The following is a 13,186-nucleotide window of genomic DNA, read 5'->3' as shown; positions in this document are numbered from 1 at the left end:
TAAAAAGCACGATTGATATTGGTAACACATGAACCCCATTCTCATAAATCGTTTACAAAAAAAACTGGGCTATACTTTCCGACAATATGATCTTCTGCTGCAGGCACTTACGCATCGTAGCGCCAGCAGTAAACACAATGAACGGCTGGAATTCCTTGGGGACTCCATCCTGAGCTTTGTGATCGCCAATGCGCTCTATCACCGTTTCCCCCGCGTTGATGAAGGGGACATGAGCCGGATGCGCGCCACGCTGGTGCGCGGCAATACGCTGGCAGAGATCGCACGCGAGTTCGAACTGGGCGAATGTCTTCGTCTGGGGCCGGGAGAGTTGAAAAGCGGCGGTTTCCGTCGTGAGTCCATTCTGGCGGATACGGTCGAAGCGCTGATCGGCGGCATATTCCTGGATAGCGATATCCAGATGGTCGAGAAGCTGATCCTCGAGTGGTATCAGAGTCGCCTGAATGAAATCAGCCCCGGCGACAAGCAAAAAGATCCCAAAACCCGGCTGCAGGAGTTTCTGCAGGGACGGCACTTACCGCTGCCTACCTATCTGGTAGTGCAGGTGCGTGGTGAAGCGCACGATCAAGAGTTCACCATACACTGTCTGGTCAGCGGGTTTAGCGAACCGGTGGTCGGCACGGGGTCGAGCCGTCGTAAAGCCGAGCAGGCTGCGGCAGAACAGGCGTTAATACAGCTGGAGCTTGAATGAGCGAAGAACAGAATTACTGCGGCTTTGTCGCGATTGTAGGCCGACCGAATGTCGGTAAATCCACATTGCTGAACCAGCTGCTGGGTCAGAAGGTTTCTATTACCTCCCGTAAACCGCAGACGACGCGCCACCGCATCATGGGCATTCATACGGAAGGGCCTTATCAGGCGATCTACGTGGACACCCCTGGGCTGCATATCGAAGAAAAACGTGCGATTAACCGGTTGATGAACCGCGCCGCCAGCAGCTCTATCGGCGACGTTGAGCTGGTCATTTTTGTTGTCGAAGGTACGCACTGGACCGAAGACGACGAAATGGTGGTCAACAAGCTGCGCGATCAGAAACATCCCGTGCTGCTGGCTATCAACAAAGTCGATAACGTCACGGACAAAAGTAAACTGCTGCCGCACATTCAGATGATCAGTCAGAAGATGAAGTTTCTGGATGTCGTGCCGATGAGCGCTGAGAAAGGCATGAATGTCGACACGATCGCCAGCATCGTCCGTAAACATCTGCCGCAGGCGGTGCACCACTTCCCGGAAGATTACATCACCGACCGTTCTCAGCGCTTCATGGCCTCCGAGATCATCCGTGAGAAGCTGATGCGTTTTCTGGGCGAAGAACTGCCGTACTCTGTCACCGTGGAAATCGAGCGTTTTGTCGCGAATGAACGCGGCGGGTACGATATCAACGGTCTGATTCTGGTTGAGCGTGAAGGCCAGAAGAAAATGGTTATCGGCAATAAAGGCTCCAAGATCAAAACCATCGGCATTGAAGCCCGTCAGGACATGGAACAGATGTTCGAGGCAAAAGTGCATCTGGAACTGTGGGTTAAAGTGAAATCCGGCTGGGCGGACGACGAACGTGCGTTGCGCAGTCTGGGTTATATCGACGACCTCTAAGGGGCCCCGCCTATGGAAGGCTGGCAGCGCGCATTTGTCTTGCATGGGCGCCCTTATAGTGAAACCAGCCTGTTGCTGGATCTGTTCACGGAGAATCAGGGCCGTGTCCGGATGTTGGCGAAAGGCGCCCGAGCGCGTCGTTCCAGTCTGAAAGGGTGCCTGCAGCCGTTTACCCCGCTGCTGGTGCGCTGGAGCGGCCGGGGCGATGTGAAAACGCTTCGCAATGCCGAGCCGGTGTCTCTGGCGCTCCCCATCAGCGGCAGTACGCTCTACAGCGGCCTGTACGTTAACGAACTGCTCACTCGGGTTCTCGAGTTCGAAACCAACTTCTCCGCGCTCTTCTTCGATTACCTGCACTGTTTGCAACAGTTGGCTGCGCTTGACGGCTCGCCAGAACCGGCGCTGCGTCGCTTCGAGCTGGCGCTGCTGGGGCATTTGGGCTACGGCGTCGACTTTCTGCACTGCGCCGGCAGCGGCGAAAGCGTCGCGGACGACATGACTTATCGCTATCGGGAAGAAAAAGGATTTATCGCCAGTCTGGTGGTGGATCGCCTCAGTTTTACCGGACATGAACTTCGCTCGTTGGCGGCTCGGGAGTTCCCCGATGCGGACACCTTGCGCGCCGCTAAACGGTTCACTCGCATGGCGCTCAAACCCTACCTCGGCGGTAAACCCCTCAAGAGCCGCGAGCTGTTCCGACAGTTCGTGATCAAACCGCCCAAGCCAGCTCCGCCGCAAGAAGAGTAACGTCGGGAGTACCAAACAGGATTGGCGGCGGTGTAAACTGGCGTTATTGATGAGATAGAAAGTTAAGGATGGATCATGGCTGAGCTGTTGTTAGGTGTAAATATCGATCATATCGCCACGTTGCGTAACGCCCGGGGAACGGCGTATCCCGACCCGGTTCAGGCCGCGTTTATCGCTGAACAGGCCGGGGCGGACGGCATTACCGTGCATCTGCGCGAAGATCGTCGCCACATTACGGATCGCGATGTGCGCCTGCTGCGCCAGACCATCCAGACGCGGATGAACCTGGAGATGGCGGTCACGGACGAAATGGTTTCTATCGCCTGCGAATTGCAGCCTCACTTCTGTTGCCTGGTGCCGGAAAAACGGCAGGAGGTGACGACGGAGGGCGGTCTGGACGTCGCCGGACAGCTGAACAAAATGCAGGATGCCGTGAAGAAGCTGACCGCTGCTGGAATTAACGTCTCTTTGTTTATCGATCCCGACCGTGCCCAAATTGATGCGGCTGTCGCTTGCGAAGCGCCTTATATCGAGCTGCATACCGGCGCTTACGCGGATGCCGAGGGCGACGAAGCGCGCCAGCATGAGTTCGAACGTATCCGTGACGCCGCGACTTATGCGGCAGCCAAAGGGATCCGTGTGAATGCCGGTCACGGCCTGACTTACCATAACGTCCAGCCCATCGCCGCGCTGCCGGAAATGCATGAGCTGAACATTGGTCATTCGATCATTGGACGCGCTGTGATGAGCGGGTTACCGGCGGCTGTCGCCGAGATGAAATCCTTGATGCGGGAAGCGCGTCGTTAATGGCGGTTCTGGGACTCGGCACCGACATCGTCGAAATCGCCCGTATCGAAGCGGCCGTTGAACGTTCGAGCGATCGTCTCGCGCGTCGCATTTTGAGCGACGCCGAGTGGGCGATTTATCAGGAACATCAGCAGCCGATTCGCTTTCTGGCAAAACGCTTTGCGGTAAAGGAAGCGGCGTCGAAAGCGTTTGGCACGGGGATCCGTCAGGGATTGGCCTTCGCTCAATTCGAGGTGTTCAATAACGATTTGGGCAAGCCATGCCTGCGTTTTCTCGGTCGAGCCGCGGAATTTGCGCAGGAACTGGGCGTGCAGCATGTGCACGTCTCGCTGGCAGACGAGCGGCGCTATGCGTGCGCCACCGTTATCGTGGAAAGCTAATTAGCTTAGAGTTGGTCGGCGTGGTGCAGCTGGACGAATTTCTCCCACAACCGCTCCTGATCTTCCACATGGGCCGGATCGGTAATGATGGTGTTATCGATCGGGCACACTTTCTGGCAGGTGGGGGTATCGTAGTGACCAACGCACTCCGTACAGCGCTCAGAATCGATTTCGTACGTCTCCATCCCCATCGATATGGCCTGATTCGGGCACTCTGGCTCGCACATATCGCAGTTGATGCATCGTTTGGTAATTAACAGCGCCATTTAGAGGTCTTTCCCATTTCTTGCCGCCATGAGCGGCCTGTCCGCAACCATCGCACCCGATGAAGTCATCCTCGCCTTAATCACCACTTTCGACGCAGTTTTCTCCTCCGTGGAGGACAAGGCGGTTGCGCATTTTCTCGAAAGCGGCAGTGTCGGCGGCGCGCACTTTAGCATAAAAGCGATATCAGCCCAACAGCGCGGGATGCCCTATGGGCGACGATGTGTGGCTGACATGAAAGACGCTGCCGAGTTAATCGAGCGGCTCGTCCTTCAGGACCGGTACTTCGAAGCCGCCATCCTGCAAGATCTGGCGAGCCATTGCTGAAGACAAAAATGCGGCCAGCGGCTGCGCGGCTGCGCGGCAAAGTGCGAACGTGTAGTCAGCGCGAATGTTTTGGTCGTCGGGAAGGGAGAATACGTGAATGCCGGGGAGCTGACGCAAGCGCGGGGCATAGCTGGCGTAACCGACAAACAGATCCGCCTGACCGCTTTGTATGATCCAAGAGGCGGCCATGTGTCCTTCCGGTACCGGCGCGCTGTGTAGGCCTCCGACCAGCATGAGCGCCCTGGCCTGTAAGTCAGCGGCCGCGCCCGGGTAGTGTCTCTCCATCCGTTCGAACAACTGCCAGGCGTAGTCGCCGGAGGGATCGCTGCCGGGCGTTGATGTCGCCAGTCGCAACTCAGGATCGAGCAGCAGCGTGAGCCAGTCTTGAGAGCGGGCCGCGGAGGAGGCCGATGCCGTCAGGCAAAGACGGTTGACGGCCAGTGGCGTTGCTGAGAGGGCGAGTTTACCCATCACCAGCGCCGAGGTGTGATGGCGGTTGGCGGAAGCGAACAGGTCGCAAGGTTCTCCTCGTTCAATCCGCTGGCGTAATAAGCCCGCTGGGCCAAAATCGGTTTGCGTCTTCAGTCCCGTCTCGGCTTCAAACGCCGCCATCAGTGCTGGCCAGACTCCGCGAAGGCTACCCGCCGCCAGGAGTTGTAATGGTCGTTGGCTCATTCTGCGCCCGTGTCATCTGTGCGATAAAAAGTGCGATACCAATCCTGCGCCTGCTTGTGGATGTCGATATCGCTGAAAATCTCCGGGTACAACTTTTTCGCCATCCACAGTTCGCCAAGACCGATAGCTTCCGGCATCGGGTAGCCCCATGCCTTAGCGTAGTCGGGCATGAGATAAACACGGTGCTGTTTGACGGCGTCAATCGGTTGCCACTCGGGCTGAGTCTGAATCTGTTCTACGACCTGTGGATAGCGATCCTGGACAAAAATCACCTGTGGGTTCCAGGTGATGACCTGCTCCATCGACACCTGCTTGTAGCCCTTCACCGTGGCTGCGGCGACGTTCAAAGCCCCTGCATGCTTCATCATCAAACCGGTATATTTCCCTGAGCCGTAGGTCGTGAGTTCCGGATTCGCCATATAGGCGCGTACGCGTTTCGCTTCCGGCAGGTGTTGTAAGCGTTCACTGACAAGTTGCCGCTGACGGAAGGCCTTTTCAATCAGCATTGTGGATTGAGGAACGCGGTCCACGATATCGCCAATGAGTCGAATTCCTTCTTTCAGGCCTTGGTCATAGGCCTGCTCTTCATTCGCCATCTTCGGATTCAGCTCTCTTTCCTGACCGGGAACATCATGACGCAGGGAAATAGCGACGACGGCGATACCGAGCTGACTAATCTGATCGATCATCTCCTGCGGCGCGTAGTGAGTGACAAAAACAACCTGTGGCTTTAATGCGGCAAGGCTTTCCAGATCGACGTGCGTTAGGTCGCCCACTTTGGCTTTGCCGATGAGCTGCGGAACAAGCTGCGCATAGTGCGGGCCTAACTGTTGTTCCCAATCGTATTGTATTCCGACGATTTTATCGGTCGCATTGAGTTCGACCAGCAAATTAAGCGTTTGATGTTGTAAAACGACCACGCGTTGGATGTTGTCGGGAAGAGTGACCTGGCGGTTCAATTGGTCGATGATGATCCGTTGAGCTTGAGCTCCTGCTGGTAGCATCGCCAAAAGCAGGCTAATCATGAATATGTAAATTATTTTTATCATTATTATATCTCTGTTTATCATGTGCTGTACTATACCGCGCTCCAGAAACAAACAGTCGATGCTAACTGACTGGTTGTATGGGAAATAATCAAAAATCAGCCTTGTTCGTGGGGCGGCATTTTACTGCCTGTAGCATCCGGTGGAGTACAGCGCAAAATCATCGCTTACTCTCGGGATTGAGCCTCTAGGCGGTGTGCGAATTAGTCTTTATCATAAAGTGCTGAAAATTACGATTCCACAGCCCTTTGATAAACTGGTCAAATTCGCAATACGGCAATGTGTCCGTCACGTTTACGTCGTAATGTAGCCCACATTACGCTAGCTGCCCCCGAAGTCACTTTCATCGCGGTCAGGGCTGTTTTCAGGAGCGGTGGGATTATTTTAGTCATTCAGCGTATGTCTAACGGCGGAATTAATAGAGTGCAGCAAAACAGTCAGCTTAATCAGTTTGGGCCTATTCCACCCGCTAGTGGGCCGGAGACAAAAGATGACGTTGATTTTTTGCTCAGTTGCCGCCGAAGATACACTTTCCAACCGATTTATCGAACATCCGGACGATTGCTGGGCGTTGAGCTGTTAACTGCGATTTCTCATCCGACCATCCCTCATCAGACGCTTTCCCCCGAAGTCTACTTTGCTCGTATCGATGTCGGCATGCGCCTGAAAATCGTCATCGAGCAGATGCAGCTCCTGCGTCGCCTCCACGACCGCTTTGTTCGGGACGACCTGCTAGCCTCCGTCAACATTGACGGACCGGTACTGATGGCATTGCAGAAAAACCTGCAGGCAAAAAAGCTGATTGCCAGTATGCCCTGGTTGCGTTTTGAGCTGGTGGAATGTCAGGAAGGTTTGCCAAAAGAACTACTGAATGCGTTGCCCGAAGCTAGCCGGCTATGGCTGGATGATTTCGGCTGCGGCGTAGCCAACTTTTCCTCGCTGTTGATGGTGCGGCACGACTGCATCAAAGTTGCCCGAGAGCTGTTCGTCATGCTTCAGCAAACGGAAGAAGGACGCCAAATTTTTCACCTGTTGATCACTCTCATGACCCGTTACTGTAATTATATCGTCGTTGAAGGTGTGGAAACGGAAAACGAGTGGGGAATGGTTAAAGAGTCCAACGCCACGGCAGCTCAAGGTTATTTCCTTTCTCGCCCCCAACCATTTGAATATTTCGAATCATTAAAACTCGAATTTTAACGTCCCCGCAGTCATTCCTATCTTTTTATAGAGTTTCTTTTTCTTTTAATTTCACGTAAAGCAAGAAAGTGAATCGAATAGCCTCAAATATAGGGCTATTCGGAACGACAGGACGTGTAGAGTGTGATAATCAAAACAAAGTATTTGATTAAGAAAATTAAAACTGATGAAGTTTAATTCTTCAGTTTTTGTTAACTATGGTCATCTGTGTTAGTTTTATGCCTAATGATGCTATATGTTAATGATGATCGTGATGTGAATTGTTCTTCGCCTCTCGTACGGTCACCTGCAAAAAACATGGATTTAACTCATTGATTATAATCAATAAAAAAACAAGTGTTTGCTTATAACGATCAATAATTTCCTCATGATAGGTTTTTGTGATTAAAAGGGTATTAATTATTGGTATAATTGATTTGCTTCAGCGCAATTGATAGTCAAAATACAGCGCATGCTAAATGCATAAAGAAGAGTTTTAAAATATTAGTAAATCTTATAACAGTGTTAGTGGTATATATAACAAATAAGCTGAATCTTTTTATTTGATTATTTTTTTCTTCACGCAGTGATATCTGGGGGGCTTTATGCTTACGTTTCTATGTTTTTGAACTCTCAGCCTGGCCGGATATTTTTTCCATTTATCCCTTTTACTCTCCGGAAATCTGCCAACTCTGAAAAACTGAATGGGGGGATGTTATTACCGGGATTTTTCGTCTTCAGTGATGCGCTGTGTTCGTTCAGGACCTTACGGCCCTGAGGAGAGTATTATTGTGTATGAAATTATAATAACTCTATTGATTATTCTCTTGGGTGTATCTTCGCTCCGAAACCGTAAACGCCTGGAAAAGTCCACCAACGAAAATAAAAAGCTGGATTTTTTGAACATGGTTCTGTTTGCAGCGGAATATAGTCCTGCCGCGCTCCTGATTGCCAACGAAAACTGTGAAATAGTCTATGTAAACAGACAGTTCATCTCCATGTCCGGGTATGAAGCGGAAGAAGTGATTGGCCAAAACACCCGCATGCTTAGCTCAGGAATGACCAACGCTAGCGTTTATGAAGAGCTGTGGGAAACGCTTAATAAAGGCGATATATGGAATGGCGAGTTTATTAATCGCAAAAAAAATGGTCAGTTATATTGGGAAAAAGCCAGCATCGTAAAGATATATAATAAGGCGAGTAACGCTATTCAGTATGTCGGCATTAAAATGGACATTACGGAGAGAAAGACAAAAGAGTATCACGATAATTCCTACAACCGGGCGTTGGAATTATTGTCGAGCGGAGCGCCGCTTAAAGATATTCTTGATGCCATTATCTTTAGCGTAGAAGAGAAGAATCCAGGAAGAATTGTCTGCTCAGTCTTGCTGATTGATAAGGACAAGAAATGTTTAACCCTCGGTTCCGCCCCCAGCCTGCCGGGCTTTTATAAAAATGCCATTCATAACGTGAAGATTGCCGACGGTGCCGCATCGTTTGGTACGGCAGCATATACCGGTAAACGGGTCATTGCAGAAGATATCTCCACCGATCCGAGCTGGTCGCTTTATAAAGGTCTGGCGTTGTACGCCGGCTTACGCTCCTGCTGGTCTGAACCTGTGTTCGGCCAAAACGATGAAATATTAGCTGTGCTTAGCGTTTACCATCGTAAAGTTTATTCTCCGGCTGAAGACGAAATCGAATCCATCGAGAAGTCGGCTCAGTTGGTTTCGGTGGCTATCGAACGCTACCGCGCCATCGATATGCTGCGTCGTAGCGAGGAGCACTACCGTCAGTTGGCGCACTACGATTCCCTGACGTCTCTGGCGAACGGCCTGACTTTTGCGGAACAGATGGAACAGGCCATTCAGCTTTCAAAGCAGACGGGACGTAAAATCGCGTTGATGTTCCTGGATTTGGACAGGTTCAAACAGATTAATGACACCTTTGGCCATGCCGTCGGCGATCTGCTGTTGAAGGAAGCGGCGGCTCGCATGCGTCTCGCCGTTCGCGATAGCGATACGGTGTATCGCCGCAGCGGCGACGAATTCATCATCCTTCTGCAGGGAATCAAAGAGCAGGAAAACACGCTGTACGTGGCGGATAAGATCCACTATGCGTTGAACGAGCCTTTCGATATTGAAGGAAAAACGCTCGATATCTCCTGCAGTATCGGCATTGCCCTTTATCCCGAGCACGGCGCCGACGCGTTGTCGCTGGCCATTAACGCCGATGCCGCCATGTATCAAGCCAAAACCTTGGGACGCAGCCAGACCAAGATCTATAACGACGTCAATACTCACTAATGTCGGCCGGACGGCCTTGTTAGCTGAAAGGAATTAGCGCTGCGAGGAAAGAAGAGGGCAGACGTGATATCACGAGCCATCCCAGAGCGGTTGCCCGTTTTGTTGATTAGCCCCTCTCAAAGACGCATGGCGTCTTACGATGTGAATACATACTCACTTCAATCACCATATTTTCTCTGTAAAGGGCCGCATTAGAGGTCAATGGCTGACGCGTCGTCAAAAAAAACGGGCAACCCTTTAGAGGTTGCCCGTCTTACATTGCTGTCTCGTCAGTTTACTATCGATGGATTGGCAGAGATTCTACCTCTCCCGCAGCGCTTCAGCTTTGGCGCGTAGGATGGGTTTGAGCAGATAACGCAGTATGGTTTTCTTACCGGTCATGATATCGACGGTCGCGACCATACCCGGGATCACCAGCAGCGGTTTGTCTTCGTTGCCCAAGTGATTTTTCTCGGTGCGCAGGCGGATCACGTAGTAGCTGTGCCCCTCTTTATCCGTCACGGTATCCGGACTGATTTGCTCAAGATGTCCTTTTAATCCGCCATAAATGGTGTAGTCGTAGGCGGTAAACTTGATCACTGCCTGCTGACCGGGATGCAAAAAGGCAATGTCTTGCGGACGAATGCGGGCTTCAATCAGCAGGCTGTCGTCTAACGGTACGATCTCTACCAGATCGTTACCCGGCTGAATTACGCCGCCGATCGTATTTACCAAAATCTGTTGCACGATGCCGCGGACGGGGGACACTACCAACGTACGGTTGACTCGGTCTTCCAGCGCCTTGCCCGTCGCCGCAATCTTGTTGAGATTGGTCTGCGCTTCATTCAACTGCGACAAAGCTTCGCTTTTATAGCGGCCGTGAGTCTCTTCGATTTTATTATCGATTTCCTTCAATGCCGCTTCGGCACGCGGGATCGACAGCGATACCGAATCCATTTGGCCACGGGTTTCGACCTCTGAACGACGCAGACGAAGAATTTCGACCTTCGAGATAGCGCCTTCTTTAATCAACGGCTCGGACATTCTGATTTCTTGCTGCAGCAAGTTCAGACTGTTGCGGTACTGCTCTTGTCGTGAGACATAATCACGCAGTTCCTGGCGTCGTTGCACCAACTGCTCTTTCAGGCCGGAAATCTCGTTACTGAACTGTCGCTTGCGGTTGTTGTAGAGATCTCGCTCACCGGCGGCGACACTGGGCGCCTGCTTTTCCACTTCGGCGGGGAGGGTGAACGGCGTATCGTTAATTTCCGCATTCAGGCGTGCGATGCGCGCCAGCAGTGACAGTCTGTCCGCCTCGGTTTCACCGACGTTAGACGCAAAACGGGTGTCGTCCAGACGTAACAACGGCTCGCCTGCCTTAACGATTTGCCCTTCATGTACGAAAATCTGGCTGACGATCCCGCCTTCTAGGTTCTGAATTTTCTGCAGTCGGATAGAAGGAATGGCTTTCCCTTCGCCGTGAGTCACCTCATCGATCTCGGCGAAAGCGGCCCACAGCAGGAAAAAGCCGATGCATGCCAGAATCACCCACAGGGTGACGCGAATGATGCGGGGCGCATCTTCCACCATGGCCTGGCTGACTTCGGGCATGGTCTGCGCGTCGCTGTTTTTACGGGATGCCTGAAAATAGGCCAGTATTTTTTTAGTGCTTTCAACGAGACGCATTGATCTGCCCCTTCTTTAATGCATCCATCACGATGGCTTTCGGCCCGTCGGCAATAATGCGGCCTTTATCCATGATGATCAGGCGGTCAACCAGCGACAGCATGGATACGCGGTGCGTCACCAGCAGCAGCGTCTTGTTGATCAATGCGGATTGCAGTGCCTGCTTGAGGCGATCTTCGTTGCTGTTATCCATCGCGCTGGTGGGTTCATCCATCACCAGAATCGGCGGCTCCAGCAGCAGGGCTCGCGCAATGGCCACCGCCTGGCGTTGGCCGCCGGAGAGCTGTAAACCGCGCTCACCGACCTGCAGATTGTAACCGTCGGGATGAAGTCGGGCGAACTCGCTGACGCCGGCGATGTCGGCCGCGCGCAGCATGGCTTCGTCTTCCACGTAGCGTGCGCCGCAAATCAGGTTATCGCGCAGCGAACCGCTGAACAGCTGGATATCCTGCGGAACATAGCCGATGTTATGGCGCAGGTCGCTGACGTCCAACTGCCGTGCGTCGACCCCATCGATCAGCAGATTACCGCTGGTCGGTTGGTAGAGATTGACGAGTAATTTTTCCAGCGAGCTTTTGCCAGACCCGGTCCGTCCAATGATGCCGACTTTCTCACCTGGCTGAATGGTCAGGTTAATGTTCGACAGAGAACGCATCTTCTGTTCCGGGTAATTGAAGGTGACATCGCGAAACTCGATGCCGCCGATGATGCTTTCTCGTTTCAGCGGGCGCTCGTCTTCCTGGCGCTCCTGCGGAAGCTCCATCATTTGCTCTGTCGTCACCATCGTCAGTTTGGCTTGCTGATAGCGGGTGACCAGACCGGAAAGCTGTCCTAGCGGAATCAAGGCGCGTCCGTTAAGCATGTAGCAGGCGATCAGCGCCCCCATACTCAGTTTACCGTCGATCAGCAGATAAACGCCGACGACGATCATGATGACGCCCGCGAGCTGCTGGAACCACTGTGTCAGATTCACCGCCAGCGAAGAGAGCGTTTTCGCGCGCATTTCCAGACGGCTGAGGCTGCCGATTGTTTGCTCCCACTGATGCTGGCGCTCACTTTCCGCATTATTGACCTTAATCGCATCAAGCCCGGTCAGTGTTTCGATCAGCGTCGCCTGACGTTCGCTCGCCAGGTGCAACGATTTTTCAATGGTTGAGGTCAGCGGCTTTTGCAGCGCCCAGCTCACCAGCAACGCCAGCGGGAAGGCGAGGATAGGGATCCACACCAGCGGGCCGCCGATGATGCCAATGACCAGCAACAGCAACAAAGTAAAGGGAAAATCGATCAGCGTGGTCAGCGTCAACGAGGACAAAAAGTCCCGCAGCAGCTGAAATTCATGAATATTTTGCGCGAAGCTGCCGACGCGGGCGGGGCGTGCTTTCATCGCCATGCCGGTGATGCGTTCAAACAGCGTGGCGGAAAGGATAAGGTCGGTTTTTTTACCCGCGATATCCAGACAGATACTGCGGAGTGTTCGCAATATCAGATCAAAAAAGAAAGCGCCGCTGACGCCGAGGGCGAGAACCCATAGCGTTGATGTCGCCTGATTAGGCACCACACGGTCATAAACGTTCATCACGAACAAGGGAGTGGCGAGCGCGATGATGTTGATGAGCAGGCTGGCGAGAATCGCGTCCATATATAGGAAGCGTGACAGCTTTAGAGTGTCCTTGAACCAGGATTTTGTGCGCGGGATCAACGAGGTTTGCTGCAGATCGAACGAATGTCGAGGCTGCGCGAACATCACTAGTCCCAAATAGTTTTGCTGCAAGGTACTGTGTTCGACGACGATTTCGCCGCCCTCAGTTTCGCTGGGCATAATACGAGCGCTGCCGTCGCTGTTCCAACCTAACAGGATGGCGGAACGGCCTTCTCGCATCAGCAGCATCGCGGGCAGCGACATGCCGGAGATCGCATTCAGCGGTCGTTTCAGCACGCGGGCTTGCAGTCCTGCACGCGCCGCGGCACGCGGCAATAGCTCAACCGTCAATCTTTGCTCGGCGAGCGGCAATCCGGCGGTCAGCGTGGTACGGCTGGCGGTTTTGCCCTGAAGTTTGCAAAGTATCAACAGGCTATCAAGCAGAGGGTCATCGTGACGATTGCGAGGATCGTGGTTTACGGAAGCGGCGTCGGTGCTGCCGGGTGGTTGTTCATGCTGTGGCATCATTAACCAAACATT

General features: G+C 52.9%; 12 protein-coding genes. 7 read left to right on the top strand and 5 right to left on the bottom strand.

From position 1 onward, the window contains the following. Positions 1 to 28: 28 nt before the first annotated feature. The 5 genes from rnc to acpS all read left to right on the top strand — a co-directional run bounded on the left by rnc (position 29) and on the right by acpS (position 3,545). Positions 29 to 709 carry a ribonuclease III gene (gene rnc / locus CKQ53_RS00130; RefSeq protein WP_026741425.1) on the top strand — a complete coding sequence of 227 codons (681 nt, stop codon included), beginning with the start codon at positions 29 to 31 and terminating at the stop codon, positions 707 to 709. Next, positions 706 to 1,611 carry a GTPase Era gene (era, locus tag CKQ53_RS00125; RefSeq protein ID WP_094118858.1) on the top strand — a complete coding sequence of 302 codons (906 nt, stop codon included), beginning with the start codon at positions 706 to 708 and terminating at the stop codon, positions 1,609 to 1,611. Before rnc ends, era begins: the two co-directional genes overlap by 4 nt. Positions 1,612 to 1,623: 12 nt before the next feature. Further along, entirely contained in the window at positions 1,624 to 2,358 is a 735-nt protein-coding gene (gene recO, locus CKQ53_RS00120) for a DNA repair protein RecO (RefSeq protein ID WP_085653193.1), read from the top strand. Between the two features lie 75 nt (positions 2,359 to 2,433). Further along, positions 2,434 to 3,165, top strand: a complete 732-nt coding sequence (gene pdxJ, locus CKQ53_RS00115; RefSeq protein ID WP_085653194.1) for a pyridoxine 5'-phosphate synthase — start codon at positions 2,434 to 2,436, stop codon at positions 3,163 to 3,165. Next, positions 3,165 to 3,545 (top strand): holo-ACP synthase, encoded by a 381-nt coding sequence (gene acpS / locus CKQ53_RS00110; protein ID WP_094118857.1) that lies wholly within the window; start codon positions 3,165 to 3,167, stop codon positions 3,543 to 3,545. Before pdxJ ends, acpS begins: the two co-directional genes overlap by 1 nt. Before the next feature lie 5 nt (positions 3,546 to 3,550). Here acpS and CKQ53_RS00105 read toward each other — a convergent pair whose 3' ends face one another. From CKQ53_RS00105 to CKQ53_RS00095, 3 genes are all read right to left on the bottom strand, one after another. After that, positions 3,551 to 3,811 carry a YfhL family 4Fe-4S dicluster ferredoxin gene (locus CKQ53_RS00105; protein WP_085653198.1) on the bottom strand — a complete coding sequence of 87 codons (261 nt, stop codon included), beginning with the start codon at positions 3,809 to 3,811 and terminating at the stop codon, positions 3,551 to 3,553. A gap of 250 nt (positions 3,812 to 4,061) precedes the next feature. Further along, on the bottom strand, positions 4,062 to 4,811 hold the full coding sequence (locus tag CKQ53_RS00100; RefSeq protein ID WP_085653200.1) for a substrate-binding domain-containing protein: 750 nt from the start codon (positions 4,809 to 4,811) through the stop codon (positions 4,062 to 4,064). Further along, positions 4,808 to 5,860: an ABC transporter substrate-binding protein gene (locus tag CKQ53_RS00095; protein ID WP_085653202.1), complete on the bottom strand. Its 1,053-nt coding sequence runs from the start codon at positions 5,858 to 5,860 to the stop codon at positions 4,808 to 4,810. Before CKQ53_RS00095 ends, CKQ53_RS00100 begins: the two co-directional genes overlap by 4 nt. A gap of 420 nt (positions 5,861 to 6,280) precedes the next feature. Here CKQ53_RS00095 and pdeH point away from each other — a divergent pair, with 420 nt between their 5' ends. Both pdeH and CKQ53_RS00085 read left to right on the top strand, forming a co-directional pair. Further along, on the top strand, positions 6,281 to 7,057 hold the full coding sequence (pdeH, locus tag CKQ53_RS00090; RefSeq protein WP_409359774.1) for a cyclic-guanylate-specific phosphodiesterase: 777 nt from the start codon (positions 6,281 to 6,283) through the stop codon (positions 7,055 to 7,057). 770 nt (positions 7,058 to 7,827) lie between these two features. Then, entirely contained in the window at positions 7,828 to 9,342 is a 1,515-nt protein-coding gene (locus CKQ53_RS00085; protein WP_085653204.1) for a sensor domain-containing protein, read from the top strand. 300 nt (positions 9,343 to 9,642) lie between these two features. Here CKQ53_RS00085 and CKQ53_RS00080 read toward each other — a convergent pair whose 3' ends face one another. Then, on the bottom strand, positions 9,643 to 10,932 hold the full coding sequence (locus CKQ53_RS00080; RefSeq protein ID WP_409359775.1) for an HlyD family type I secretion periplasmic adaptor subunit: 1,290 nt from the start codon (positions 10,930 to 10,932) through the stop codon (positions 9,643 to 9,645). A gap of 61 nt (positions 10,933 to 10,993) precedes the next feature. Further along, positions 10,994 to 13,174 (bottom strand): type I secretion system permease/ATPase, encoded by a 2,181-nt coding sequence (locus CKQ53_RS00075; protein ID WP_118894501.1) that lies wholly within the window; start codon positions 13,172 to 13,174, stop codon positions 10,994 to 10,996. Positions 13,175 to 13,186: the final 12 nt, after the last annotated feature.

Source organism: Lonsdalea britannica (assembly GCF_003515985.1).
GTDB classification, from domain to species: Bacteria; Pseudomonadota; Gammaproteobacteria; order Enterobacterales; family Enterobacteriaceae; genus Lonsdalea; species Lonsdalea britannica.
This window is presented reverse-complemented; position numbering and strand designations above follow the sequence as displayed.